The sequence below is a fragment of the Coprococcus sp. AM97-35 genome (genome assembly GCF_027697525.1).
Classification (GTDB): Bacteria; Bacillota; Clostridia; order Lachnospirales; family Lachnospiraceae; genus Allocoprococcus; species Allocoprococcus comes.
In genome coordinates this window covers 36,613-63,016 of record NZ_JAQESL010000001.1, presented here as the reverse complement: position 1 = coordinate 63,016, position 26,404 = coordinate 36,613, and the positions used below count along the sequence as shown (strand labels likewise).

32 protein-coding genes are annotated in these 26,404 nt (G+C 45.0%); 31 read left to right on the top strand and 1 reads right to left on the bottom strand.

Annotated elements, in window-relative coordinates; all coding sequences use genetic code 11:
* From ffh to PG840_RS00250, 16 genes are all read left to right on the top strand, one after another.
* A complete protein-coding gene (gene ffh / locus PG840_RS00325) occupies nucleotides 1-1,365 on the top strand; it encodes a signal recognition particle protein (RefSeq protein WP_008370602.1) in 1,365 nt (454 codons plus the stop codon).
* Between the two features lie 79 nt (nucleotides 1,366-1,444).
* Complete coding sequence (gene rpsP / locus PG840_RS00320; RefSeq protein ID WP_022220623.1) at nucleotides 1,445-1,690, top strand: 30S ribosomal protein S16; 246 nt, start codon at nucleotides 1,445-1,447, stop codon at nucleotides 1,688-1,690.
* Nucleotides 1,691-1,713: 23 nt separating this feature from the next.
* Complete coding sequence (locus PG840_RS00315; RefSeq protein WP_008370600.1) at nucleotides 1,714-1,944, top strand: KH domain-containing protein; 231 nt, start codon at nucleotides 1,714-1,716, stop codon at nucleotides 1,942-1,944.
* A 179-nt stretch (nucleotides 1,945-2,123) separates the two neighbouring features.
* The gene (gene rimM, locus PG840_RS00310) at nucleotides 2,124-2,636 is read left to right on the top strand and encodes a ribosome maturation factor RimM (RefSeq protein ID WP_195254947.1); all 513 of its coding nucleotides are present in this window, start codon (nucleotides 2,124-2,126) and stop codon (nucleotides 2,634-2,636) included.
* Nucleotides 2,637-2,660: 24 nt separating this feature from the next.
* Complete coding sequence (trmD, locus tag PG840_RS00305; RefSeq protein WP_055157163.1) at nucleotides 2,661-3,431, top strand: tRNA (guanosine(37)-N1)-methyltransferase TrmD; 771 nt, start codon at nucleotides 2,661-2,663, stop codon at nucleotides 3,429-3,431.
* Between the two features lie 98 nt (nucleotides 3,432-3,529).
* On the top strand, nucleotides 3,530-3,877 hold the full coding sequence (gene rplS / locus PG840_RS00300; protein WP_008370594.1) for a 50S ribosomal protein L19: 348 nt from the start codon (nucleotides 3,530-3,532) through the stop codon (nucleotides 3,875-3,877).
* A 68-nt stretch (nucleotides 3,878-3,945) separates the two neighbouring features.
* Complete coding sequence (gene lepB, locus PG840_RS00295) at nucleotides 3,946-4,539, top strand: signal peptidase I (protein ID WP_008370592.1); 594 nt, start codon at nucleotides 3,946-3,948, stop codon at nucleotides 4,537-4,539.
* 14 nt (nucleotides 4,540-4,553) lie between these two features.
* Nucleotides 4,554-5,411: a ribosome biogenesis GTPase YlqF gene (gene ylqF / locus PG840_RS00290; RefSeq protein WP_270205057.1), complete on the top strand. Its 858-nt coding sequence runs from the start codon at nucleotides 4,554-4,556 to the stop codon at nucleotides 5,409-5,411.
* A complete protein-coding gene (lepB, locus tag PG840_RS00285; RefSeq protein WP_008370589.1) occupies nucleotides 5,404-5,979 on the top strand; it encodes a signal peptidase I in 576 nt (191 codons plus the stop codon). Before ylqF ends, lepB (PG840_RS00285) begins: the two co-directional genes overlap by 8 nt.
* Nucleotides 5,972-6,733 (top strand): ribonuclease HII, encoded by a 762-nt coding sequence (locus PG840_RS00280; protein WP_118199172.1) that lies wholly within the window; start codon nucleotides 5,972-5,974, stop codon nucleotides 6,731-6,733. Before lepB (PG840_RS00285) ends, PG840_RS00280 begins: the two co-directional genes overlap by 8 nt.
* Before the next feature lie 41 nt (nucleotides 6,734-6,774).
* Nucleotides 6,775-7,152, top strand: a complete 378-nt coding sequence (locus PG840_RS00275) for a YraN family protein (protein ID WP_022220621.1) — start codon at nucleotides 6,775-6,777, stop codon at nucleotides 7,150-7,152.
* 61 nt (nucleotides 7,153-7,213) lie between these two features.
* Nucleotides 7,214-8,071, top strand: coding sequence for a peptidoglycan editing factor PgeF (pgeF, locus tag PG840_RS00270; protein WP_270205056.1), 858 nt, complete (start codon nucleotides 7,214-7,216; stop codon nucleotides 8,069-8,071).
* 3 nt (nucleotides 8,072-8,074) lie between these two features.
* Nucleotides 8,075-8,974, top strand: coding sequence for a mechanosensitive ion channel family protein (locus PG840_RS00265; RefSeq protein ID WP_215634461.1), 900 nt, complete (start codon nucleotides 8,075-8,077; stop codon nucleotides 8,972-8,974).
* 122 nt (nucleotides 8,975-9,096) lie between these two features.
* Complete coding sequence (rsmD, locus tag PG840_RS00260) at nucleotides 9,097-9,705, top strand: 16S rRNA (guanine(966)-N(2))-methyltransferase RsmD (RefSeq protein ID WP_270205055.1); 609 nt, start codon at nucleotides 9,097-9,099, stop codon at nucleotides 9,703-9,705.
* Nucleotides 9,706-9,709: 4 nt separating this feature from the next.
* Entirely contained in the window at nucleotides 9,710-10,189 is a 480-nt protein-coding gene (gene coaD, locus PG840_RS00255) for a pantetheine-phosphate adenylyltransferase (RefSeq protein WP_008370580.1), read from the top strand.
* Between the two features lie 29 nt (nucleotides 10,190-10,218).
* Nucleotides 10,219-10,830 carry a hypothetical protein gene (locus PG840_RS00250; RefSeq protein WP_008370579.1) on the top strand — a complete coding sequence of 204 codons (612 nt, stop codon included), beginning with the start codon at nucleotides 10,219-10,221 and terminating at the stop codon, nucleotides 10,828-10,830.
* 5 nt (nucleotides 10,831-10,835) lie between these two features.
* On the opposite strand, the gene PG840_RS00245 is transcribed toward PG840_RS00250, so the two are convergent.
* Nucleotides 10,836-11,774 carry a nucleoside recognition domain-containing protein gene (locus PG840_RS00245; RefSeq protein WP_270613244.1) on the bottom strand — a complete coding sequence of 313 codons (939 nt, stop codon included), beginning with the start codon at nucleotides 11,772-11,774 and terminating at the stop codon, nucleotides 10,836-10,838.
* Nucleotides 11,775-11,893: 119 nt separating this feature from the next.
* Here PG840_RS00245 and PG840_RS00240 point away from each other — a divergent pair, with 119 nt between their 5' ends.
* From PG840_RS00240 to PG840_RS00170, 15 genes are all read left to right on the top strand, one after another.
* Nucleotides 11,894-12,712, top strand: a complete 819-nt coding sequence (locus PG840_RS00240) for a M23 family metallopeptidase (protein ID WP_270613243.1) — start codon at nucleotides 11,894-11,896, stop codon at nucleotides 12,710-12,712.
* 38 nt (nucleotides 12,713-12,750) lie between these two features.
* Nucleotides 12,751-14,136 (top strand): RsmF rRNA methyltransferase first C-terminal domain-containing protein, encoded by a 1,386-nt coding sequence (locus PG840_RS00235; RefSeq protein ID WP_270223226.1) that lies wholly within the window; start codon nucleotides 12,751-12,753, stop codon nucleotides 14,134-14,136.
* The gene (locus PG840_RS00230; protein WP_270541518.1) at nucleotides 14,133-14,837 is read left to right on the top strand and encodes a pseudouridine synthase; all 705 of its coding nucleotides are present in this window, start codon (nucleotides 14,133-14,135) and stop codon (nucleotides 14,835-14,837) included. Before PG840_RS00235 ends, PG840_RS00230 begins: the two co-directional genes overlap by 4 nt.
* Complete coding sequence (locus tag PG840_RS00225) at nucleotides 14,831-15,499, top strand: HAD family hydrolase (protein ID WP_270613242.1); 669 nt, start codon at nucleotides 14,831-14,833, stop codon at nucleotides 15,497-15,499. The genes PG840_RS00230 and PG840_RS00225 overlap by 7 nt, the downstream gene beginning before the upstream one ends.
* On the top strand, nucleotides 15,499-17,550 hold the full coding sequence (locus PG840_RS00220) for a YgiQ family radical SAM protein (protein WP_270613241.1): 2,052 nt from the start codon (nucleotides 15,499-15,501) through the stop codon (nucleotides 17,548-17,550). The genes PG840_RS00225 and PG840_RS00220 overlap by 1 nt, the downstream gene beginning before the upstream one ends.
* Nucleotides 17,551-17,574: 24 nt before the next feature.
* Complete coding sequence (locus PG840_RS00215; protein ID WP_270613240.1) at nucleotides 17,575-18,354, top strand: SDR family NAD(P)-dependent oxidoreductase; 780 nt, start codon at nucleotides 17,575-17,577, stop codon at nucleotides 18,352-18,354.
* Between the two features lie 12 nt (nucleotides 18,355-18,366).
* Nucleotides 18,367-18,942, top strand: a complete 576-nt coding sequence (locus PG840_RS00210; RefSeq protein WP_117558631.1) for a hypothetical protein — start codon at nucleotides 18,367-18,369, stop codon at nucleotides 18,940-18,942.
* A 21-nt stretch (nucleotides 18,943-18,963) separates the two neighbouring features.
* Entirely contained in the window at nucleotides 18,964-19,989 is a 1,026-nt protein-coding gene (locus PG840_RS00205) for an RluA family pseudouridine synthase (protein WP_055248820.1), read from the top strand.
* A complete protein-coding gene (locus PG840_RS00200) occupies nucleotides 19,962-20,501 on the top strand; it encodes a Holliday junction resolvase RecU (protein ID WP_008370565.1) in 540 nt (179 codons plus the stop codon). Before PG840_RS00205 ends, PG840_RS00200 begins: the two co-directional genes overlap by 28 nt.
* 148 nt (nucleotides 20,502-20,649) lie before the next feature.
* Entirely contained in the window at nucleotides 20,650-21,888 is a 1,239-nt protein-coding gene (gene hisZ, locus PG840_RS00195) for an ATP phosphoribosyltransferase regulatory subunit (protein ID WP_270613239.1), read from the top strand.
* Nucleotides 21,889-21,898: 10 nt separating this feature from the next.
* Nucleotides 21,899-22,555: an ATP phosphoribosyltransferase gene (gene hisG, locus PG840_RS00190; RefSeq protein ID WP_022220614.1), complete on the top strand. Its 657-nt coding sequence runs from the start codon at nucleotides 21,899-21,901 to the stop codon at nucleotides 22,553-22,555.
* Nucleotides 22,556-22,560: 5 nt separating this feature from the next.
* Nucleotides 22,561-23,859, top strand: a complete 1,299-nt coding sequence (gene hisD / locus PG840_RS00185) for a histidinol dehydrogenase (protein WP_022220613.1) — start codon at nucleotides 22,561-22,563, stop codon at nucleotides 23,857-23,859.
* 3 nt (nucleotides 23,860-23,862) lie between these two features.
* The gene (gene hisB / locus PG840_RS00180; protein ID WP_022220612.1) at nucleotides 23,863-24,453 is read left to right on the top strand and encodes an imidazoleglycerol-phosphate dehydratase HisB; all 591 of its coding nucleotides are present in this window, start codon (nucleotides 23,863-23,865) and stop codon (nucleotides 24,451-24,453) included.
* 22 nt (nucleotides 24,454-24,475) lie between these two features.
* The gene (gene hisIE, locus PG840_RS00175; protein WP_270613238.1) at nucleotides 24,476-25,759 is read left to right on the top strand and encodes a bifunctional phosphoribosyl-AMP cyclohydrolase/phosphoribosyl-ATP diphosphatase HisIE; all 1,284 of its coding nucleotides are present in this window, start codon (nucleotides 24,476-24,478) and stop codon (nucleotides 25,757-25,759) included.
* A 223-nt stretch (nucleotides 25,760-25,982) separates the two neighbouring features.
* Nucleotides 25,983-26,282 (top strand): hypothetical protein, encoded by a 300-nt coding sequence (locus PG840_RS00170; protein WP_147357714.1) that lies wholly within the window; start codon nucleotides 25,983-25,985, stop codon nucleotides 26,280-26,282.
* Nucleotides 26,283-26,404: the final 122 nt, after the last annotated feature.

Sequence of the window (26,404 nt, the reverse complement as noted above, 5' to 3'; positions counted from 1 at the left end):
ATGGCATTTGACAGTTTGACAGAAAAACTTCAGAACGTATTCAAGAATTTAAGAAGCAAGGGACGCCTTACAGAAGATGATGTAAAAGCGGCTCTACGTGAAGTTAAGATGGCTCTTCTGGAGGCAGATGTTAACTTCAAAGTTGTCAAAAATTTTGTGAAAAGTGTGCAGGAGCGTGCAGTCGGACAGGATGTGATGAGCGGACTGAATCCGGGACAGATGGTGATCAAGATCGTGAATGACGAGCTGGTGAATCTGATGGGCTCTGAGACAACGGAGATTAAATTCCAGCCGGGAAGCCAGAAGACGGTCATTATGATGATGGGTCTTCAGGGAGCAGGTAAAACAACGACCACAGCAAAGCTTGCAGGAAAGTTCAAGCTGAAAGGTAAGAAGCCTCTTCTGGTAGCATGTGATGTCTACAGACCTGCAGCTATTAAACAGTTGCAGATCAACGGAGAGAAGCAGGGTGTGGAAGTGTTCTCCATGGGAGATAACCAGAAACCGGCGAATATCGCTAAAGCAGCACTGGAGCATGCTGAAAAGAATGGCAACAATGTGATTATTCTGGATACTGCAGGACGTCTTCATATTGATGAAGAGATGATGGAAGAACTGCAGGAGATTAAGAACACGGTCGAGGTTCATCAGAGTATTCTCGTTGTCGATGCAATGACTGGTCAGGACGCCGTGAATGTTGCAGAGAACTTTAATGAGAAAATTGGTATAGATGGAGTAATCGTCACAAAGCTTGACGGCGATACCAGAGGTGGTGCGGCACTTTCAATCAAGGCAGTCACCGGATGCCCGATCCTTTATGTGGGTATGGGTGAGAAATTATCAGATCTGGAGCAGTTTTATCCGGATCGTATGGCTTCCAGAATCCTTGGTATGGGGGATGTACTCAGCCTGATCGAGAAAGCCGGCGAAGAGATCGACGAAGAACAGGCACGTAAGATGACAGAAAAACTCAAAAAGTCGCAGTTTGATTTTGAGGACTATCTGGAAAGTATGAAACAGATGCGCAAGATGGGCGGTCTTGGAAGTATCATGAATATGCTTCCCGGACTTGGCGGCATGGGTGGTCTTGGTAAAGGCAAGATGCCCGATATTGATGCGGATGATGCGGAACAGAAGATGGCAAGAGTCGAAGCAATCATTTATTCCATGACGATCAAGGAACGTCAGAATCCGGACATCATCACTCCGCAGAGAAAGCGAAGAATCGCAGCAGGAGCCGGAGTTGACATTTCGGAAGTCAACAAGATGATGAAGCAGTTCGAGCAGATGCGCAAGATGATGAAGTCTTTCCCGGGAATGATGGGCGGGAAAGGTAAAAAAGGCAAGTTCAAGATGCCTTTCTAAAGGAGATATATTCCGCAGACCATGCGTGATATATAGATAAACTATTATAAATACAAATTGTTTTATGGAGGAAAGTAAAATGGCAGTAAAAATCAGATTAAGAAGAATGGGACAGAAGAAAGCTCCTTTCTATAGAATCGTTGTTTCTGATTCTAGATCACCAAGAGACGGAAAATTCATCGAAGAGATCGGAACATACGATCCAACTCAGGATCCTAGCGTATTCAAAGTAGATGAAGAAGCAGCTAAGAAATGGTTAAACAACGGTGCTCAGCCTACAGAAGTAGTTGGAAAAATCTTTAAGGCAGCAGGTATTGAAAAATAGGTTGCTTCGCGGAGGTGCGAGTGATGAAAAATTTAGTAGAAGTAATTACGAAAGCACTTGTGGACAATCCTGAAGGCGTCGTGGTTACGGAAAAACAGGAAGGCAAGACTACCGTGATCGAAGTACATGTCGCAGATAATGATATGGGAAAGGTGATCGGTAAGCAAGGCCGAATTGCGAAAGCAATCCGTTCCGTTGTAAAGGCAGCCGCGGCCAAAGAAGACAAAAAAGTCGTGGTTGAAATTATGCAATAGCATAAAAATAAAACGCAGGTAAATTTATTTTTATCTGCGTTTTTTATCATACCTTAGTATGCAAGTGAAGCTGCCAATGACAGATTCACTGTATCTGGGGATGGAGAAAAAGTCGCTTCAAAAGACTAAAACAGACTTTTTCGGTGTAAAGTTTATCTTATGCTAAGAAAGGACAAAGTATGCAACAAAATGATTACCTGCAAGTTGGCGTGATCACATCTACCCACGGAATCAAAGGTGAAGTTAAAGTATTTCCGACAACGGATGATCCAAATCGCTTCCGTGCTCTGAAAGATGTGGTTCTTGATACAGGAAAAGAACAGATTCCCCTTGAAATTGAAGGTGTAAAATTTTTTAAACAGTATGTGATTCTGAAGTTCAAAGGGATCGATAACATAAATGATATTGAAAAATACAGAAAGATGCCGCTTCTTGTATCTCGTGAGAATGCCGTGGAACTGGAAGAGGATGAGTATTACATGGCAGATATCATCGGCATGGATGTCTACACTGAGGACGGTGAAAAATTCGGTGTCCTGGCAGATATTATGGAAACCGGTGCGAATGATGTCTATGTGGTATCGACAGAGGCGCACACAGAGGTGCTTCTTCCGGCAATCCATGACTGTATTCTGGATGTAGATACTGAGAATAGGAAAATGACTGTTCATCTGATGGACGGACTGATTTAAGCGACAGAATAGTAGGAGAACAATATGAGATTTGATATCATGACGCTTTTTCCGGAGATGGTGATGAACGGTCTGGAAACCAGTATTATCGGAAGAGCTGTGAAGAATAAAATTCTTGAGATTGAAGCCTGGAATATCCGGGACTACGCATTTAACAAGCACAGCAGTGTGGATGATTATCCGTATGGCGGCGGCGCAGGAATGCTGATGCAGGCAGAGCCGGTTTACCAGACCTATCTTGCCATTCAGGAAAAAGCAGCCCTCCCGGAAGGAAAGAGACCACGTGTGATTTATCTTTCCCCGCAGGGGAAGCCGTTTAACCAGAAGATGGCAGAAGATTTTGCGAAAGAAGACGAACTGGTGCTTTTGTGCGGACATTACGAAGGAATCGATGAACGTGTGCTGGAGGAGATCGTAACGGATTATGTGTCAGCCGGCGATTATGTACTGACAGGCGGTGAACTTCCGGCAATGATGATCGTGGATGCGGTATCCCGCCTGATCCCGGGTGTTCTGCATAATGATGTATCTGCCGAATTTGAGAGTTTTCAGGACAATCTCCTGGAATATCCGCAGTATTCCAGACCGGAGATCTGGCACGACAGGCAGGTTCCACCAATCCTTTTATCCGGTCATCATGCCAATGTCGAGAAATGGCGCAGAGAGCAGTCAGTGATCCGTACTGCAAAATGGCGTCCGGACCTTCTGGAAGACGCAGAGCTTACCATGAAAGAAAGAGAACTTGCAGAAGAGATTATAGAAAATCGAGAAAAAGACTTGAAAAATGAAGAATAATGTGTTAATATATAGCACGTTGTGATGAAAACAGAGATGGTCCTCTGATACGATAGAAAAGCGTATTAAGAACGTCAAAATATGAAGGAGGTTCACACATGAACGAAATTATTAAGAACATTGAAGCAGCTCAGTTAAAAGAAAATGCTCCGGAATTCCACGTAGGAGATACTGTAAAAGTTTATGGTAAGATCAAAGAAGGAAACCGTGAGAGAATTCAGGTATTCGAAGGTACTGTATTAAAGAGACAGGGCGGCGGAGCAAGAGAAACATTTACAGTAAGAAAGAGCTCTAACGGAATCGGCGTTGAGAAGACATGGCCGCTTCACTCACCAAACGTTGAAAAAGTAGAAGTTGTTCGTAAAGGTAAAGTAAGACGTGCAAAACTGAACTACTTAAGAGATCGTGTAGGTAAGAGAGCAAAAGTTAAAGAATTAGTAAAATAGTAAATGCTTAAAGAGGGACAAATACGACAGGTACTTGTCCCTTTTGCTAATATAGGATATGATAACAGATGAGACATAGAAAAAGAAAAGAACTCAGATTTGACAGAAAGCATAGAAAACATATCAATTTGAAATGGATTCCCGAAGTATTTGGATGGGTATTCCAAATTGTGCTCGTCTGCCTGTGCGCATTTGTGTTTGTGTGGTATTTCGGGCATCAGATCAGTAATATCGGAGAGTCCATGAACCCGGTGATTCGGAATGGGGATGTGGTTTTGGTAAACCGGATCGTATATGATGCCAGTACACCGAAGCGCGGAGACATTATCGTGTTCAAACCAAAGGGGAATGAGAATCTTCATTCCTATATTAAAAGGATTATCGGACTTCCGGGCGAAAGTGTTGAGATCAGGGATGGAGAGATTTATATCAACAACAGAAAGCTGAATGAAAAGTATGAGACTACTGCAATTGCAGATACAGGTATTGCCAGTGAGAAGATTGTTCTCGGTGGAGATGAGTATTTTGTCCTTGGCGACAACCGGGAGAGCAGTGAAGACAGCCGGATGGCTGATATTGGAAATGTAAAGCGTTCCGAGATTGAAGGGAAAGTATGGTTTATCCTTTCCCCGAAAGACCGTTTCGGACTGCTTGGTAAATAGAAGGAGGAAACTGGATGAATTTTCAATGGTATCCGGGGCATATGACAAAGGCCAAAAGGATGATGCAGGAGAATATCAAACTGATCGATCTTGTGATCGAACTGGTTGATGCAAGAGTTCCGATGAGCAGCCGGAATCCGGACATCGATGAACTTGGAAAGAATAAAGCAAGACTGATCCTGCTCAATAAGGCAGATCTTGCAGATGAGAAGCAGACAGAAGAGTGGATCGGCTATTTCTGTGGAAAAGGATATTCGGCAGTTAAGGTTAATTCCCGTAAAGGCGGTGGGATTAAGTCTATTCAGGGAGTAATCCAGGAAGCATGTAAAGAAAAGACAGAGCGTGACCGTAAGAGAGGGATTCTGAACCGTCCGGTCCGTGCGATGGTAGTCGGAATCCCGAATGTCGGAAAGTCTACTTTTATCAATGCACTTGCCGGAAAAGCCTGTGCAAAGACCGGTAACAAACCGGGTGTGACCAAAGGAAAGCAATGGATCCGTCTAAACAAGAACGTAGAGCTTCTCGATACACCGGGAATTCTCTGGCCGAAGTTTGAGGACCAGCAGGTGGGACTGCGCCTTGCATTTATCGGGTCGATCAAGGATGAGATCATGAATCTGGAAGAGCTTGCGGCGGAGCTGATCAGCTTTATGCAGGATGCTTATCCGGGTGTTCTTGCTGAGAAATATACGATCAACGAAAAGCAGAACAGCTACAGCGTATTGGAAGCAATTGCTGAGAGCCGCCATTGTCTGGTACGTGGAAATGAATTAGATACCGCAAAAGCAGCTGGTATGCTGCTGGATGATTTCCGAAATGGAAGACTTGGAAGGATCACACTTGAATTTGTAAAGGAGTATACAAATGAGTAAGGAAGACAACAAGGAAGAAGCTCCGGAGCAGGAGCAGAGTATATGGAGATCACTGGGAGGAACTCTTCTGTATCTTCTGGTCATTGTTCTGCTGACATGGGTGATCGTCACCTTTGTCGGACAGCGCACAAAAGTAGACGGTCATTCAATGGAGCCGACACTTTCAGACGGAGATAACCTGATCGTGGATAAGCTCAGCTACCGCTTCCGCGATCCGGAAAGATATGATATTATTGTATTCCCTTACCAGCATGCAGAGAATACCTATTATATCAAACGTATCATTGGACTGCCCGGTGAGACTGTGCAGGTGATCGATGGATATATGTATATTAATGGCAAAAAGCTGGATGAACATTATGGTGCAGAGGTGATGGAAGATCCGGGAATTGCAGCAGAGCCGATTAAACTGGGAGATGATGAATATTTTGTCCTGGGAGATAACCGGAATCACAGCTCGGACAGTCGTGTGGCAAGTGTGGGTGTACTTACCCGTGATATGCTGATCGGGCGTGCCTGGGTAAGAATTTATCCGTTCAACAAAATCGGAGTGATAAAGCATGAGTAAAGAAAGTATCAAAGAGATCGACAGCCGTTTAAAAATGGCAGAGGATGCCGAAAGGGAGCAGCTGATGAAGGTCTATGCACCGGATGACAGAGCCGGTGTGCAAAAACTTCTGGAAAAGTACAGAAAGCAGAAGGAAAAGCTGCTTGCCGAAAAAGAGCGCCTTGCGAAAATGCGTCAGTACGAAGAAAAATATGCTGACCATGCGTTTATCTGTGGAATTGACGAGGTGGGAAGGGGACCACTTGCGGGTCCGGTGGTTGCAGGAGCCGTGATCCTGCCCAAAGAGTGCGAGATCCTTTATATAAATGATTCCAAGAAGCTTTCCGCAGCAAAAAGAGATGAGCTTTATGATGAAATCATGGACAAAGCAGTTGCGGTAGGTCTCGGGATGGCTTCCCCTGTAAGGATTGACGAGATCAATATTCTGCAGGCAACTTACGAAGCCATGCGTCAGGCGATTGGCAATTTGAAAGTCAAGCCGGATCTGCTTTTAAATGATGCAGTTACCATTCCGGAGGTTGTGATTCCACAGGTTCCAATCATCAAGGGAGATGCGAAAAGCGTATCCATCGCTGCAGCAAGTATTGTGGCAAAGGTAACAAGAGATCGTCTGATGGAAGAGTATGATAAGGTACTTCCGGGATATGGATTCGCGTCCAACAAAGGTTATGGATCAGCAGAACATATCAAAGCGCTTCAGACACTTGGACCGACACCGATCCACAGAAGAAGTTTTATCGGACACTTCGTATAAAAATCCGTCAGAACAGGTAGAAGATCAGATCCAAAAGGCGATTGGAGAATGAAAAAAACCGGCGAAGGACCGGTACAAAATATGAAAAAATAGCAGGTGAATTTCTGGAAAAGCAAGGATATCGGATACTGGAGTATAATTTCCGCTGCCGTTATGCGGAGATTGACATTGTTGCAAAAGACGGAGAATATCTGGTCTTTTGTGAGGTGAAATTTCGCAAAACAGGAGGGCTTTCGGCTGCTCTGGAGGCGGTATCTGTGCCCAAACAGATGCGCCTGTCCGGAGCGGCCGTTTATTATCTGATGAAGAACGGCTGCACAGAGATACCATGCCGCTTCGATGTAATAGGAATCGCGGGGAATAAGATTTCTTTGCGGAAAAATGCATTTGAGTACTGCGGAGATTTTGGAATTGTATGAGTTATGATACCGGGGAAAGGCAAATGGCTGCCTGCAGATATCACAATACGGGAGAGTACAGATGAAAATAGGATTAAAATATAAAAACGAGGAACATATCTTTGACGAATGCATAAGTGCTGGTGTACCATTTCTCAAATATCCGATCCTTGAAAAGGAAGGGCTTGTAGAACATGGAATTTCGACCAGACTTGGAGGAGTGAGTGAAGGTTTCCTGGGAAGCATGAACCTGAGCTATACCAGAGGGGATGATCCCGCGCATGTGGACGAGAATTACAGAAGAATAGCAGCTGCAATCGGCGTGAAGCCGGAGCATATGGTCTGCACGCATCAGACCCATACGACGAACGTACGGATCGTGACAAGAGAAGATGCCGGCAAAGGTGTTACAAGAGAAAAAGATTACACAGATGTAGATGGACTGATCACAAATGTACCGGGGATCTGTCTGGTGACATTTTACGCGGACTGTGTACCGCTTCTGTTTCTGGATCCGGTGAAAAAGGTGGTAGCATCCAGCCATTCCGGCTGGAGAGGCACTGTGAACCGGATGGGACAGGTGACGGTTGAAAAGATGCAGAAAGAATTCGGTTGTGATCCAAAGAATATCCTTGCCTGTGTGGGACCGTCCATCTGTCAGGAATGCTATGAAGTCAGTGAAGATGTGATCGATATGTTCCGCGCAAATTTCAGAGAGTCTGAATATGACCGTCTGTTCTATGCCAAGGAGAATGGAAAGTTCCAGCTGGATCTCTGGAAGGCAAATGAACTGGTTCTCACAGATGCAGGGATCAGACCGGAACATCTGGCGGTTACTAATGTGTGTACCTGTTGCAATCCGGAGCTTTTATTTTCCCATCGCGCATCCAAAGGAAAGAGGGGGAATCTTGCAGCATTTATTGCACTGAAGGAGGAATAAAACATGCTTTTGACACAGACAGCCGCAGGAAGTGAGGTAGAGGAGACCGTGCAGGATACGGTGGATACAATCACCGGATTTAACAAATTCATTCAGGAGAAAGGTCCGGACCTGATTGCGTTTGGAATCCGGATTCTGATGGCGCTGCTCATATTCATCATCTGCCATAAGGTGATCAACTGGATCCGCAAGATTACGCGGGCATCCATGGAACGCGCCAATTCGGATACCGGTGCAAGACAGTTTGTGGATTCTCTGTTGAAATACGGACTTCATATTCTGCTGTTTCTGGCAATTATCAATTCGCTCGGTGTAGAATCTGCATCGATTGCAGCAACGGTTGCATCGGCAGGCGTGGCAGTTGGTCTTGCCCTGCAGGGAAGCCTTTCCAACCTTGCCGGTGGGATGCTGATTTTATTTTTGAAGCCTTTTGTTGTCGGGGATTATATTATAGAAGACAGCCATGGCAATGAAGGAACGGTCAAAGAGATCCAGATCTTCTACACTAAGCTTGCCACCATTGACAACAAGACGATCATTGTGCCGAATGGAACACTTGCCAACACAAGCCTTACCAATGTGACGGACAAAGATTACCGTCAGCTGGATCTGAAGGTGGATATTGCATATGAAGCAGATCTGCGCCTTGCCAAGAAACTGCTGCAGGGACTTGTAAAAAATGATCCGTCCGTCATCCAGAGTATGGAACATAATGTCTTTGTAAATGAGCTTGGGAGCAGTTCGGTGGTGCTTGGTGTCCGTGCCTGGGTAAAAAGTGAAGAGTATTGGTCGACAAGATGGCGGATGCTGGAAAATATCAAGTTGACACTGGATGAAAATCATATTGATATTCCATATCAGCAGATCACTGTCCATCAGGCACATATGGAGTCGGAAAAGTAGAGCTTTGTATCTGAAAAAAGACAAATATAAAAAATGTATCTGGTAAAATACAAGCGGAGAAATTGACAAAATAATCACAAAAAAGTATAATATGTTGTCAGGGTTAAAAGACAAAACACCCTATGTTTTGGAATGATGGAGTAGTTTCTGACATCATAAATCAGGAGAACGATAAGATGAGAGTCATAGCAGGGAAAGCCAGAAGAATACCACTTGTGACGGTAAAAGGAATGGAGACACGTCCGACAACCGACAGAACCAAAGAAACCTTATTCAATATGATCGCACACGGACTCTGCGACTGTATATTTCTGGATCTTTTTTCTGGAAGCGGGGCAATCGGGATTGAGGCGATCAGCCGAGGTGTAAAAAAGGCGGTTTTTGTGGAAAACAATCCGAATGCAATCCAGTGCATTATGGAGAATCTGAAAAAGACACAGCTTGCAGACCAGGCGGAAGTAATCCGGGAGGATGTATTTTCGGCACTTCGCAGGCTGGATGGAAGAGAAAAATTCGATTATGTGTTTATGGATCCACCGTACAACCATATGCTGGAAAAAGAGGTGCTTACTTATCTTGCAAAATCAGACTTGCTGGAAAAGGATGCACTGATCATCGTGGAAGCATCTTTGGCGACTGATTTTTCTTATTTGGAGGAACTTGGTTTTTTAATGATCAAACAAAAGAAATACAAGACTAATATGCATGTATTTATATCTGTGGAGGAGTAGACTCATGATAAGAGCGATTTATCCGGGAAGCTTTGACCCGGTAACTTTCGGACATCTGGATATTATTACCCGGAGCAGTAAAATTGTAGACGAACTTATAATCGGAGTATTGATGAATAAAGCAAAAACCCCGTTGTTTTCTGTAGAAGAACGTGTTAAAATGTTAAAGGAAGTGACAAAAGATCTCGGTAATGTGAAAGTAGTGCCTTTCGACGGGCTGCTTGTAGAATTTGCAAGACAGCAAAAGGCACGTCTTGTGATTCGCGGATTGCGTGCGATCACAGATTTTGAATATGAGATCCAGATGTCACAGACGAATCATAAGCTTGAACCGGAAGTAGAAACCATGTTCCTTACAACCAATCTCAAGTATTCTTACCTTAGCTCTACAATCGTAAGAGAAGTCGCAGCTTTCGGAGGGGATATTTCCCAGTTCGTGCCGGAGACTGTCGCCAAAAGTATAAAAGAAAAGATGTCACAGTAGGTCTGTGACAAGAAGGAGAGTGCAAAATTATGAGCAGCCGTATTGAGCAGATTATTGAAGAAATTGAAGAGTACATTGACAGCTGTAAGTTTCAGCCATTATCAACTACAAAGATTATCGTGAATAAAGACCAGATCGATGAACTTCTCCGTGAACTTCGTATGAAGACACCTGATGAGATCAAGCGTTATCAGAAGATCATTGCGAACAAGGATGCGATCCTTGCGGATGCACAACAGAAAGCAGAAAGCATGATTGAAGAAGCACATGCACAGACAAGTGAACTGGTAAGTGAGCATGAGATCATGCAGCAGGCATACGCACAGGCAAACGAGATCGTTATGGCAGCAACAGACCAGGCACAGCAGATTCTGGATAATGCGACTAATGATGCCAACGATATCCGTATCGGGGCAGTGCAGTATACAGATGATCTTCTTGCCAATGCTGAAAGCATCATCGGTCATACACTGAACAGTTACACAAGCAAGTATGACAGTCTGGTAACATCCCTTCAGGAATGTTATGATGTTGTCCGTAACAACCGTGCAGAACTGGAAGTTCCGGATAAGTCCTCACGCGGACTGGAAGCAGAATTCGGCGGAGAAGCCGGACAGACGGACCAGGGACAGAGAGAATAAGTTCTTTATCCGAACAATTTCATATAGCAAAAAGCGAACAGGCTGGTTACCATTGCGGTAATCAGCTTTTCTGCTATATAGCGAGGAAAAGACCAGTTCTGGGATCGGATCATGCATTTTGTCTGGAAAAGCGCGCAGACTCCTCCAAAAGAACAGTGCGCCATAACGAGAAGAAACCGCTGTTCAGAAGTAAGGTCCAGCTGACAGAGCATGCGGATTCCCCCGGTCAGTTCCACTCCGGGAAGAAGCAACAATTTCCAGAAGAAATTCTGAAAGGAAAGTTTTGCCATAAAAGAAATGAGCACTGAAAAAACGATCATATATCCGCCGATTTTCGTGATGGAATCACATGCTGACAGAATACTTTCGTCAAGAGCCTCGGAAAAAGGAAGAAATTGTCTGGGATCAGCCTGTTCTCCTACGACCGCAAAAGGATTCCGCGGCAGATACCATCTGCGGAACAAAAAGGAGCAGCACAGTGCGGCAAGGATAGGACAAAGCAGACAGATCTGCGCCATTTCAGGCTGCTTGAGGCTCTGTACTGCCACATACCCGGTTAGAAATGCAGGACTGACATTGTTACAGAAGGAAAGCAGGTATTCTCCTTCAGCAGAAGAAATTTCCCCTTTATCAGTCAGGTCAGAGCAGGATTTCGCCCCTACTGGAAAGCCACAGAGAAATCCACAGACCACCGAAAAAGAAGCATTTTCAGAAATGCCAAGAAAAGGTTTCAGAATTGGAGAAAGGGTATGGTTGATCAGGGAAATGCTCTCTGTGCGGATCATAAGACCGGTTATAAGAAGAAAAGGAAAGAGCACCGGAAGCACCTGCCTATACCAGAGCAGCAGTCCGTTTGCGGCACCTGTGGCAACGGTTTCCGGGGAAAAAAGCATCAGAAGGAAAAGTCCGATCAGAAAAAACACAGACAGTTTTTTTGTTTTCATCGTGTATACCTGCCGTATTCTTTTGCAATAGTTTATGAAAAAACGCAGACAGATATACCGGGGCACATGTGCATAGAAGAGATTCAGTGTGAATAGAATAAAAGAAAAATGGAGAAATCTTGAAAAAAAGACTGGAACGCAGATCGCTTCTGCTCCTTTTTTTATTGCTGATTTTTTGCGTGGCAGCAAGCATACAGATCAACGAGAAAGCTAAAAAAAACCGATTGAACCTAAAAACAGGAAGCACAGAAGAATTCAGAAAGCTTGGGATGGAGGAGGCGTTTTTCCAGGTTCTTGCGAAGACAGATCATGAAAAAAGAGGAAGACTTTATGCCATTTATTTTCTGGAAAACAGCCTGTTTCCACAGGATAACGAAAAAGAGCTGTTTGAAAAATGGTCGGAAAAAGAAGAGTGGAAATCTTTTGAAAAGATCTGTACAGCTCTTTGGAATGATATCCGCTATTTTCCTGTTCCGGAATCACCGAAACATCCACAGTATCAGGTATCTTTTGTGGACAGCTGGATGGGAGAGCGCACCTACGGAGGAAAAAGGGGACATGAAGGCTGTGATCTGATGGCATCGAAAGATATCCCCGGTCTCTATCCGGTTGTGAGTATGACAGATGGGGTAGTATCGGCAAGAGGCTGGCTGGAAAAGGGAGGATACAGGATCGGGATTACCGCACCGTCCGGTGCATATTTCTATTATGCACATCTGGACTCTTATGGAAGTTATCAGGAGGGGAACGAGGTGAAGGCAGGGGATATCATTGGATTTATGGGAAATACCGGATATGGTCCGGAGGGGACGAAAGGGATGTTTGCCACGCATCTGCATCTGGGGATTTATCTCTATCCGGACGGCGAAGAAACCAGTTACAATCCCTATTGGATTTTAAGACTTGCCGGGGAGAAAAAACTTTCCTGTTCTTTCTAACTATGCTATACTTAAATGATATGGAGGACGAAAGAATGATAAATTTACCAAATGAATTTGAAGAGAAGATGAAGGCACTCCTCGGAGATGAATTTGAGGATTATATAAAATGTTATGACGAGCCGAGATATTACGGACTTCGTGTGAATACGGAGAAGATTTCTGTGGAGGATTTTGTGAAGATCTGTCCGTTTGAAATCACACCGATCCCGTGGATCGACAACGGTTTTTACTATGACGGAGAGAAGATATCTCCTGCGAAGCATCCGTACTATTTTGCAGGACTTTATTACCTGCAGGAGCCGAGTGCAATGACACCGGCGAACCGTCTTCCGGTAGAACCGGGGGACCGGGTATTGGATGTCTGTGCCGCACCTGGTGGAAAGGCAACCGAGCTTGGGGCGAAGCTTCAGAACGAAGGTGTTCTGGTCGCAAATGATATCAGCAGCTCCAGAGCAAGAGGACTCTTAAAGAATCTGGAAGTTTTCGGAATCGGCAATATGCTGGTCATGAGTGAAGAACCTGGGCGACTGGAACGCTATTTCAGCGGTTATTTTGACAAGATCCTGATCGATGCGCCGTGTTCCGGGGAAGGGATGTTCCGTAAGGATAAGAAGATGGTACGCGCCTGGGAAGAACATGGACCGGAATTTTTCTCGAAGCTGCAGAGAAGCATTATCACCCAGGCGGCAAGAATGTTAAAGCCGGGTGGCATGATGCTGTATTCAACCTGTACGTTTGATCCACTGGAGAATGAGGGGACGATCGAATATCTGCTCGGTGAATATCCGGAATTCGAGATTCAGGAAATCGCAGGATATGAAGGATTTGCACCGGGCAGGCCGGAAGTAACCAAGTCAAAGGATCCGGATTTTGCTAAGACTGTCCGTATTTTTCCACATCATATGAAAGGGGAGGGACATTACCTCGCACTGCTGAAAAAGAGTGAGGATGCAATCTGCCCGTCTTCCCCGGTCGCAGAACAGAAAGTGAAGAAGATCCCGGCAGAGCTGGAGGAATTCTTCCGTGATGTAAAGTGGGATCTGAAGCCGTGGAGACTGGATATCCATGGAGAGCGCGTGTACTATATGCCGGAGAATCTTCCGGAACTGAAAGGCGCAAGATTTTTAAGAAGCGGACTGCTCCTTGGCGAACTGAAAAAAAAGCGTTTTGAACCGAGCCAGGCACTGGCGATGAACCTGAAAATGGAAGAGTACGCGCATACTTTGAACCTGTCTTCTGATGATAACCGACTGATGCGTTATCTGAAAGGTGAGACAATCGATGTGGAGGATCTGATTCCGGCTAAGGCAAAAGGCTGGCATCTGGTCTGTACAGACGGTTTCCCACTTGGATGGGGAAAAGTCACGAACGGAACTTTGAAGAACAAATATCTGCCTGGATGGAGGAATCAGTCTGCATGATGCGCATAGACAAATATCTTGCCGAGATGGGGCAGGGAACCAGAAGTGAAATCAAAAAACTGATCCGCAGCGGACGTGTTATGGTTGATGGAGAGACGGTGAAAAAACCGGAACTTAAAATCGATGAGACCACACAGAAAGTAAGTCTTGAAGGAAAACAGATTGGATACACTAAAAAAGAGTATTATATGCTCTATAAACCGGCAGGTGTTATTTCCGCAACAAAAGATGACCGGGACAAGACAGTTCTGGATCTGATCACAGATAAAAAAAGAAATGATCTGTTCCCGGTAGGACGTCTGGATAAGGACACGGAAGGACTTCTTCTGATCACCAATGACGGAGAACTGGCACACCTCCTGCTTTCCCCCAAAAAGCATGTGGATAAGGTGTATTATGCGAAAGTACAGGGAAAGGTAGATGAATCTGATGTGAAAGCATTTGCAGATGGAGTGGATATCGGAGACGATACGCCGGCTAAAAGCGCAGATCTTCGAATCCTGAAAAGTGGGGAGGAGTCGGAAATCGAGCTTACGATCACTGAAGGACGTTTCCATCAGGTGAAGCGGATGTTTCATGCAGTCGGCAAAGAAGTAATCTATCTGAAGCGGCTTTCTATGGGAAGCCTTGCTCTGGATAAGACACTTACAAAGGGAGAATACCGGTCACTGACCGAAGAGGAGATAAAAAAATTATGTTAGAGCATACTAAAGCTGTCATTTTTGATCTGGATGGGACTCTGGTAGATTCCATGTGGGTGTGGACAGCGATAGATGAAGATTATATCAGAAAATATCATCTGAATCCGCCGGAAGATTTTCATGAGGCAATGGAAGGGATGAGCTATACCGAGACAGCGCAGTACTTTTTGAAGATTTTTCCGGAGCTTCCGCATACTGTGGAGGAGATCAAAAAAGAATGGTATGATATGTCTGTGGATAAATATACAAAAGAGGTCACACTAAAGCCAGGGGTAAAGGAATTTCTGGAGATGCTGAAAGAGAAAGGGATCCGGACAGGAATCGCAACCAGCAATGACCGGAAACTGGTGGAAGAATTTTTAAAGGCAAGGCAGATCACCCATCTTTTCGATACGATCTGTACAAGCTGCGAAGTGAATAAAGGGAAACCGGCACCGGATGTTTATCTGAAGGTGGCTGGGCAGCTGGGTGCAGAGCCTTCTGCCTGCCTGGTATTTGAAGATGTTCCGATGGGAATCCTCGCCGGGAAAAATGCAGGAATGCGTGTGTGCGCGGTGGACGACTGGTTTTCACGCCCACAGGATGCGAAAAAGCGGGAACTTGCCGACTATTTTATTCACAGCTATGAAGACATTACCAATCAGACATACGAGGTATTATAATGAATCATGGATTTTTACCAATCAGCAGGAAAGAGATGGAAGAACGGGGGTGGAATCAGGTAGACTTTGTCTATGTAAGCGGAGATGCCTATGTAGACCACCCGTCTTTTGGACATGCGATCATCACCCGCCTTTTAGAGGCACATGGCTTCCGCGTGGGGATCATTGCACAGCCTGACTGGAAGGATAAAGAAAGTATTACAGAATTTGGAGAGCCGCGGCTTGGATTTATGGTGTCAGCGGGAAATATGGATTCCATGGTCAACCATTATTCTGTATCAAAGAAAAGACGGCAGCAGGATTCTTATACACCGGGCGGAGTGATGGGAAAGAGACCGGATTATGCAGCGGTTGTGTACGGCAATCTGATCCGTCAGACATATAAGAAGACACCAATCATTCTGGGTGGTATCGAGGCGAGTCTTAGGAGACTTGCACATTATGATTACTGGTCCAACCAGCTTAAGCGTTCCATTCTTCTGGATTCGGGTGCAGACCTGGTTTCTTATGGAATGGGCGAACGCTCGATCATTGAGATTGCAGAGGCACTGGATGCCGGACTGGATATCAAGGACATTACTTATATCGATGGAACAGTCTGCAAGGTCAAGAATCTGGACAGTGTGTATGATGCAGAGATTCTGGAACCGTATGAAGAGATGAAAAAAGATAAGCTTCTGTACGCCAAAAGCTTTTACAAACAGTACTGCAACACAGATCCATTTTCCGGAAAGCGGCTGGTTGAGCCCTATTCGGATCATCTGTATGTGGTACAGAACCCTCCGGCAAAACCGCTGACCCAGCAGGAGATGGATGATGTCTACGCACTTCCTTACATGCGGACCTACCATCCATCTTATGAGACGGCAGGTGGAGTTCCGGCAATCCGGGAGATCAAATTCAGTCTGATCAGCAACAGGGGATGTTTTGGAGGCTGCAGTTTTTGTGCACTGACATTCCATCAGGGAAGGATCATTCAGACACGAAGTAAGGAATCACTGATCGCTGAAGCAAAGACATTTCCGGAGGATCCGGAATTCAAAGGATATATTCATGATGTAGGCGGACCGACCGCGAACTTCCGTGCGCCGGCATGTAAGAAACAGTTAAAATACGGGGCATGTACGAACAAACAGTGTCTTTTTCCAAAGCCGTGTAAAAATCTGATCGCAGATCATAAAGAATACTTAAGCATTCTCAGGGATCTCAGAAAGATACCTGGAGTCAAAAAAGTATTTATCCGTTCCGGTATCCGGTTTGACTATCTGCTGGCAGATCCGGATGACACGTTTTTCAAAGAACTGTGTCAGTATCATGTCAGCGGTCAGCTGAAAGTTGCACCGGAGCATGTAGCAGACCCGGTTCTTCAGATGATGGGCAAGCCGGAAAATGCGGTTTATGAACGTTTTACCCACAAATACGAAGAGATCAATAAAAGGCTAGGACTTAAACAGTATCTGGTTCCGTATCTGATGTCGTCCCATCCGGGTTCTACTATGAAAGAAGCGGTAAAGCTTGCCGAATACCTGCGGGATCTCGGTTATATGCCGGAGCAGGTACAGGATTTCTACCCGACACCGTCTACGATTTCCACTTGTATGTATTATACCGGTGTAGATCCGCGGACGATGAATCCGGTGTATGTGCCGAAGAATCCGCATGAAAAAGCGATGCAGAGAGCACTGATCCAGTACCGGAACCCGAAGAATTATGATCTGGTCATGGAGGCACTGCGAATTGCGGATCGTATGGATCTGGTAGGATTCGATGAGAAATGTCTGATCCGTCCGAGAAAGCTTCATTCGGAAAAAATGCAGGAGAAGAATGGATACAGCGGAAGAAACCATGGCGGAACTCATGGCGGTACGGACCGAAAGAGCAAAAACCCGAATGGAAATAACAAAAATCCAGGAAAGACAAACGGAAATTATAAAAATTCAAATGCAGGGCATAAGAATACAAAGCCTGCATCTACAGGAAACGGCAGAGGTGATTCCTCGTCAAGACCGCAAAAAAAGAAATCCATCCGTAATGTACACAAACGGAAGTAGTCACAGGAGAAAGGAGAACCGCTTATGAAGATTGCGATTGTTACCGGGGCATCCTCCGGCATGGGAAAAGAATTTGTCAGACAGATTGAACGTTTTTACAGGGAACTGGACGAAATCTGGGTGATTGCCCGCAGTGAAAAGAAGCTGGAAGAGATCAAGAAAAGCCACAAGACCTATATCCGGATCTTTGCAGGGGACATGGAAGAGGATCTGGTATACAAGCAGGTGAAAAACCGGCTGGAGAATCAGAATCCTGATATCCGTATGCTGGTCAATGCAGCAGGATTCGGAAAGACCGGGACGGTAGAGGAGATTGCAAAGGAAGACAAGAAACTTCAGCTCCGCATGATCGACCTGAATTGCCGGGGACTGACCGAGATGACCTGTACCTGTCTGCCCTGGATGCGTAAAGGAACCAGGATCATCAACCTGGCAAGCGCAGCAGCTTTTTGCCCGCAGGCAAAATTCGCAGTTTATGCAGCGACAAAGTCGTATGTACTGAGCTTTTCAAGGAGCCTTGCAGCTGAACTTAAGGAAAAAGGAATCTTCGTCACAGCGGTCTGCCCGGGACCTGTGGACACCCCGTTTTTTGAAGTGTCAGGGAAGTTGCCCGGTGGCATGAAAGAGGCTGTGATGGCAGATCCGGTACAGGTTGTAAAGCAGGCGCTCATTGATGCCAAATACAAAAAAGAGGTTTCTGTATATGGCACGGCAATGAAAGGGGCAGAAGCTGCAACCAAAGTGCTTCCGCATGGAATGATCTTAAAAGCCATGTCAATGATGGAGAAAATAACGAAGGAGTAAGCGAAAGACAAGATGAAGATACAAAAAGGAGATGCAGGTTATCTGCGCAGAAGAAAACGATTATTGATACTGGAAGCTGTTGTTTCTTTTGGACTGGTTGCCGCACTGATGATCGCCGGTTATGTAACAACAAAGACAAAGCTCAATCTGCTCACTGTAGTAGCGGTACTCGGATGTCTTCCGGCAAGCCGGATCCTGGTCAATCTGATCATGGTCATGCCGCATGATTCCATCGATGAGGCAACTGAGCTTGAAATCTCGGCTGTCACCGAAGAACTTACCGTTGCATACGATCTTGTGATCACCAGTGAGAAAAAGGCAATGCCGGTAGCAGCTGTTGCAATTTACAACAATACGATCTGTGGCTATGTACCGGTGAAAAAAGTGGATGTGGACTATGCCGCAAAGCATATCAAATCCATTATGAAGCAGAACCAGTTCGACAAGGTGGTGGTCAAGCTTTTCCATGATTACAAAGCATTTCTGACCCGCGCCGAGGGAATGAACAACATTGCTTCTGTAGAACAGCAGGATACAAGAAAACACGAAGAGATGATCAAAGGACTCCTTCTGGACATTTCACTGTAAAAGGCAGGAGGAATTAAAAGCATGCAGAAAATAACCGTTTCGTCAAATGAAGCAGGACAGCGTCTGGACAAGCTTCTTGGAAAATATTTAAGTAATGCGCCTATGAGCTTTGTTTACAAGATGCTGCGGAAAAAGAACATCAAGTTAAACGGGAAAAAAGCGCAGGGAAATGAAAAACTGACAAAAGGAGACCAGGTTGAAGTATTTCTCTCAGATGATACCTGGCAGAAATTCGCAGGGGCACCGGGAGCAGAAAAGCAGCTTCCGGCAGATCTTGCACGGGCAATGGAAAGCAGCATCCGGCTGTCGGTAATCTATGAGGATCCGGATATTCTGATCCTGAACAAACCATCAGGCATGCTTTCCCAGAAAGCAGCACCGTCTGACCTTTCCCTGAATGAATATATGATCGCGTATCTGCTGAAAAAAGGCGATCTGAAACTAGCTGAGCTTGCTACTTTCCGCCCATCTGTCTGTAACCGCCTGGATCGGAATACCAGTGGTCTTGTAACCGCAGGGAAAAGCCTTGCGGGATTGCAGCAGCTCAGCGAGATTTTAAGAGACAGGACCGTGAAAAAATATTATCTCACGATCGTGGATGGGGTGATAAAAGACCGTCAGAAGATCGAAGGATATCTTCTGAAAAATGAGATGACCAATCAGGTGAAAATTCTGAAAGAAGCAAAAGGCGAGGCAAAGCCGATAGCCACAGAGTATATTCCGCTTGCGGATAATGGTCAGCAGACGATTCTGAAGGTGCATCTGATCACGGGACGGACCCATCAGATCCGTGCACATCTGTCTTCGACCGGTCATCCGATCATCGGGGATAGCAAGTATGGTAATCCAAAGGTCAATTCTATTTTCAGGAAAAAATATGCGTTAAAATATCAACTTTTACATGCATGGAAAATGCAGTTCCCGAAAAGAGAGGATGCGCTTGCAAAGGTATCGGAAAAGGAGCTTACCGCGCCTCTTCCGGAAGGATTTACAACCATCATAAAAGGAGAAGGATTAGAATGGGAACCTGGAATTCAAGAGGGCTAAGAGGTTCAACCCTGGAGGATTTTATTAACCGGACGAATGAACGCTATCAGCAGCAGGGACTGGCGCTCATTCAGAAAATCCCGACACCGATCACTCCGGTACGAATGGACAAAGATCACCGCCAGATCACGCTGGCCTATTTTGACCAGCGCAGTACGGTCGATTATATTGGAGCAGTACAGGGAATTCCCGTATGTTTTGACGCAAAAGAGTGCAGTATGGATACCTTTCCACTACACAATATCCATGAACACCAGATGAATTTTATGCGGGATTTTGAAAAACAGGATGGAATTTCCTTTTTTCTTATCTATTACAGTACAAAAAACCTGCTTTATTACATGCGTTTTGAAGAAATAGAAGTGTTTTGGGAGCGGATGAAGCAGGGCGGACGGAAAAGTGTACGCTTTGAAGAACTGGATGAGGAATATTTTATGCAGCTAAGGCAGGGCGTATTCGTTCCGTATCTGGAGATGCTCCAGAAGGATCTGGATCACCGGGAAGAAAGATAAGAAGCATGGAAAAGAGATTAGCAGGATAGAACTTCTGAGTAAGCAGGCTTGACAAGCCGCGTCAAAGTTCGTATAATACAACAAGGTCACGTTTTAATATGGTAACATACTAAAGTGACAAATAAACAAAAAAGAGGAGTTACAATCTATGGAGCAGTTATTACATACACCCGAAGGGGTCCGAGACATTTATCACGAAGAATGCGCCAAAAAGCTGGCACTTCAGAACCGACTTCATAAGACTCTGCATTTGTACGGATATCATGATATCCAGACTCCTATGTATGAATATTTTGATGTATTCAGAAAAGAGATCGGAACCATTCCTTCAAGGGAATTATATAAATTTTTTGACAGAGACGGCAACACACTGGTGTTAAGACCGGATATCACTCCGCAGATCGCACGTGCGACGGCAACTTTATTTAAGGATGATGAGCTCCCGGCAAGGCTTTGCTATGTGGGGAATACATTTATCAATCATTCCAGTTATCAGGGACGATTAAAGGAAAGTACCCAGATGGGCGCGGAGATGATCGGACTGGATGCGGCGGATGCTGATGCGGAGATGCTGGCACTTGTCATTGACTGTCTGAAGAATGCCGGACTGGAAGAATTTCAGATCAGTATAGGAAATGTAGACTTTTTCCAGAGTCTGATCGAGGAATCCGAGATTGATGATGAGACAGAAGAACGTCTGCGTGAGCTGATTAACAACCGGAACTTTTTCGGTGCAGACGAACTTTTAGAAGAGGCTGATGCAAAACCGGTGTCAAGAAAAGCATTTTCTGCACTTTCAGAGATGGTCGGTGGTGTGGAGATCCTGGAGGAGGCGAAAAAGGTAGCGCCAAGCAAAAAAGCGATAAAAGCAATCCGGCGGCTCGAAAAAATCTACGCGATCTTATCTGTCTACAAAATGGAACAGTACATTACGTTTGATCTGAGCATGAGCGGAATTTACGGATATTATACCGGTATTATCTTCCGGGGATATACTTTTGGGACCGGGGATGCCATTGTAAAAGGCGGACGTTATGACCACCTGGTTGAAAAGTTTGGAAAAGAAGAGCCGGCGATCGGTTTTGCGATCGTAGTAGATGAACTGATGAGCGCACTTTCCCGCCAGAAGATCCAGATCTCAAGTGGCGAGAAGAGTTCCCTGATCTTATATGATAAAGAACGGTTGAAGGATGCAATCCAGCTTGCCATGGAATTTAGAGGAAAGAACAAGAATACCCAGATCCTTCAGAAAGCATCGGATAAGTCGCTGGAATTCTATGTGGATTATGGAAAACGCAGTCTTGCAGGAAGCATGCTGTATCTTCGCAGCAAAGGAGATGTGCAGATGGTGAACCTGATGACCGGCGAAGAGAAAATTGTAGGGTAGGGGTGAGACGATGAAAGACACAAGATATTTGACATTTGCGCTCTGTAAGGGGCGGCTCGCAAAACAGACACTGGAGCTTCTGGAAGAACTGGGGATCACCTGTGAGGAAATGAAAGATAAAGATTCCAGAAAGCTGATTTTTGTGAATGAAGAATTAAAACTCAAATTTTTCTTATCGAAGGGACCGGATGTACCGACCTATGTAGAATATGGTGCGGCGGACATCGGCGTGGTCGGAAAAGACACGATCCTGGAAGCGGGAAAGAAGGTCCATGAGGTACTGGATCTTGGTTTTGGTAAATGCAGGATGTGCGTATGCGGACCGGCAGATGCGAAAAAATATCTGGAGAATCACGAACTGATCCGCGTGGCAACAAAATATCCGAATATTGCAAAGGATTATTTTTATAATACCAGACACCAGACGGTAGAGATTATCAAATTGAACGGTTCGATTGAACTTGCACCGATCGTTGGCCTTTCAGAGGTGATCGTGGATATCGTGGAAACCGGATCCACCCTGAAGGAGAACGGACTTGTAGTTCTCGATGAGGTTTGCCCGTTATCAGCGCGTATGATCGTAAACCCGGTCAGCATGCGTCTGGAAAATGACAGGATCAAGGAACTTCTTTATAAACTCAGAAGTATATTAAAAAGGGAGGCTTAATGCACATGAGAATACAAAAGCTGAACAGCGATACAAAAAAAAATCTGCTGGAAGATCTGCTGAAAAGAAGTCCGAACAATTATGGACAGTATGAGGCAAGCGTAAAAGAAATTTTAGATAAAGTAAAAGAAGAAAAAGATGCGGCAGTTTTTGCATACACTGCCAAATTTGATGGGGCGGAGCTTACTGCAGATACGATTGAAGTCACAGATGCAGAAATTGAAGAAGCATATGCGCAGGTTGATGATACACTTCTTACAGTCATCCGCAAAGCAAAAGACAATATCGAAAGTTATCATGCAAAACAGCGTCAGAACAGCTGGTTTGACAGTAAACCGGACGGAACCATTCTTGGGCAGAAGATCACTCCGCTTCACAGAGTCGGCGTGTATGTACCGGGAGGAAAGGCAGTTTATCCGTCTTCGGTACTGATGAATGTGATGCCGGCAAAGGTTGCCGGTGTGGATGAGATCATCATGGTAACGCCTCCTGGAAAAAATGGAAAAGTAAGTCCGAATACACTGGTTGCAGCCAAAGAAGCCGGTGTGGATAAGATCTACAAGGTCGGCGGTGCACAGGCAATTGCAGCCCTTGCATACGGAACAGAGAGTATCCCGAAGGTTGACAAGATCGTAGGACCTGGAAATATCTATGTAGCACTTGCAAAGAAAGCAGTTTACGGTCATGTCAGCATTGATTCCATTGCAGGACCAAGTGAAATCCTGGTTGTGGCAGATGAGACAGCTAATCCGAGATATGTTGCGGCAGATCTGCTTTCCCAGGCAGAGCATGATGAGCTCGCTTCCGCAATTCTTGTTACGACAAGTGAAAAGCTGGCACATGAGGTATCCGATCAGGTAGATGGTTTCTTAAAAGAACTTTCAAGAGCAGAGATCATTTCCAAATCTCTGGATAATTACGGATATATTCTGCTTGCCGATACGATGGAAGATGTGATCGACGTGGCAAATGAGATCGCATCCGAGCATTTGGAAATCCAGACAAAAAATCCATTTGAAGTGATGACCAAGATCCGCAATGCAGGAGCTATCTTTATCGGAGAATATGCAAGCGAGCCACTGGGCGATTATTTCGCCGGACCAAACCATATCCTTCCGACCAACGGAACCGCTAAATTCTTTTCCCCGCTTTCTGTAGACGATTTCATTAAGAAATCCAGTATCATCTCTTATTCAAGAGAAGCACTGCAGAAGGTACATAAGGATATCGAAAGCTTTGCAAAAGCGGAACAGCTGACTGCGCATGCCAATTCGATCCATGTACGTTTTGAAGAGGAGGACTAAAAGATGGAGAGCAGAGTTGCATCCTGCAGTCGTGTGACAAAAGAGACACAGATCGAGATGACACTGAATCTGGACGGAACAGGAAAGACTGACATTTCTACTGGCATCGGTTTCTTTGACCATATGCTTTCCGGCTTTGCAAGACATGGACTTTTTGATCTGACTGTCAAAGTTACCGGAGATCTGGAGGTAGACAGCCACCACACGATCGAGGATACCGGAATCGTGCTGGGGCAGACCATTGCAAAAGCACTGGGAGATAAAAAAGGAATCAAGCGGTATGGACATTTTATGCTTCCGATGGATGAGGTGCTGGTGCTTTCGGCAATCGACCTTTCCGGAAGACCATATCTGAATTTTGACGCCACATTTACCTGTGACAAATTAGGAGAACTGGACACGGAGATGGTAAAAGAATTTTTCTATGCTGTTTCCTACAGCGGGGCAATGAACCTGCACCTGAAAGTCCTGGATGGCGGCAACAACCATCATATGGCAGAGGCGTTATTTAAAGCATTTGGAAAAGCGCTTGATATGGCTGTATCCGAAGAACCACGGATGAAAGAAGTGTGGTCTACAAAAGGCAGTCTGTAAAAAGATAAAAGGAGTTTCTCGTATGAGTTATAAAAGATTGATTCCCTGCATTTTTATCCTTGGAGGGAAGGCGGTAAAATGGTTTGATGACCCGACAGTTGTATCTGAAGATGTGATCGCGCTGGCAAAAGAGTACAGCGATAACGGGGCGGATGAACTTCTGGTATTTGACCTGTCAAATACGGACCAGGATCATGATGAGTCCATTGAACTGATGAAAAAGATCAACCGCGTGATCCGGATCCCGATGGTTGCCGGAGGAAATGTAAAGCGGCAGGAGGATGTGAAGAAAATCCTCTACACCGGTGCAAAGCGTGCCATGCTGAATTTTTCAAAGCCGGATTCACAGAAACTGATCGAATCGGTGGCAAAGCGGTTTGGGAAAGAGAAGATCGCGGTGTCTTTGAATGACTTTGATGCATTATTTAAGCAGCAGCATCTGATCCAGACTTACAGCAGTCAGATCGTATTTATGCACCGTCTGGATCTGAATTCCGTTGTTAATATTACGGATATTCCGTGTGTGGTTGTGACCGATACACTGGAAAAGGAAGAGCTTTTTAAGATCCTGGAATGTCCGGGCGTGAAAGGACTTTCCGGAATGTATGTGAGTCAGAGAGAAATCAATTGTGCTGATTTTAAAGAAGAGTGCAGCCAGAATGGAATCCGTATGACTTCCTTTGAGAGTCTGATGGATTTTTCCGAATTTAAATTAAATTCCGATGGATTACTTCCGGTTGTCACACAGCATTATAAGACGTCCGAAGTGCTGATGGTGGCATACATGAATCAGGAGGCATTTGAAAAAACAGTGAAAACCGGACGGATGACCTATTTCAGCCGGAGCAGACAGAGTCTCTGGACAAAAGGCGAGACATCCGGACATTTTCAGTATGTCAAATCCCTGACCATCGACTGTGACAAAGATACCCTGCTTGCAAAAGTCGATCAGGTAGGAGCGGCATGTCATACCGGCAATCCGACTTGCTTCTTCCAGCCAATCGTAGGGGATCAGTATGAAGAAATCAATACGCAGCAGGTATTCGAGAGCGTGTATCATACGATCATGGATCGCAAAGAGCATCCAAAGGAAGGATCTTACACGAACTATCTGTTTGAAAAAGGTATTGATAAAATTCTGAAGAAGGTTGGAGAAGAGGCTGCCGAGATCATCATTGCAGCGAAGAATCCGAACCCGGAAGAACTCAAATATGAGATGTGCGATTTCCTGTATCATATGATGGTGTTGATGGCAGAACGCGGGATCACCTGGGATGACATCATGGAAGAGATGGCAAAACGGTAAAAATAGCATATTTGAAAAAAAGAGGGACATATACTGAGGTAGAGGTATATGTCCTTTTTGTTTGTCTGAAATTGGGAAAGAACTTTCTGGTAAATGAAAAGAACTACCTGCCAAAGATGCGCACTCGCGCAAAGAAGAATGTTGCAAGTAACTGCGTTCGGTGTAGAATGCACCGAGGCACATTCATTTTAATTGGATGCTTTAGCAGAAGGGAGAGATTGGAATGAACGAATCACAGGAACGCCGCGAGGAGTTGCTTAGGATGTCACGTCAAAAATGGAGAAAAGGCAGTATCCCGGCGGTGCATCCAAGGTATCAGCATGTATACAGGGGATTATATGGAGAACATTCTTCAGAAGAAAATGGCGGAAGCAGTTTTTTTGCGCGGATGTTTATCAGTTTCCTTATCTTTGGGATGTTTGTGGCGGCAGATTATACAGGAGAGAAAATCTGGAAATATACGCCCTCACAGATCGTGTCACAGATTGAGTACCAACCGGATATTATGACTGGGGTCTGGTAAGAGAAGATAGGAAAGCAGTTCTATGGCGGAGACGGACTTGTAGAAAAAGGTGTAGAATTGTGTATTTTTACTAAAAAAACACCACATATGGTTGAATTTATGCTATAATTAAAAATAATCAA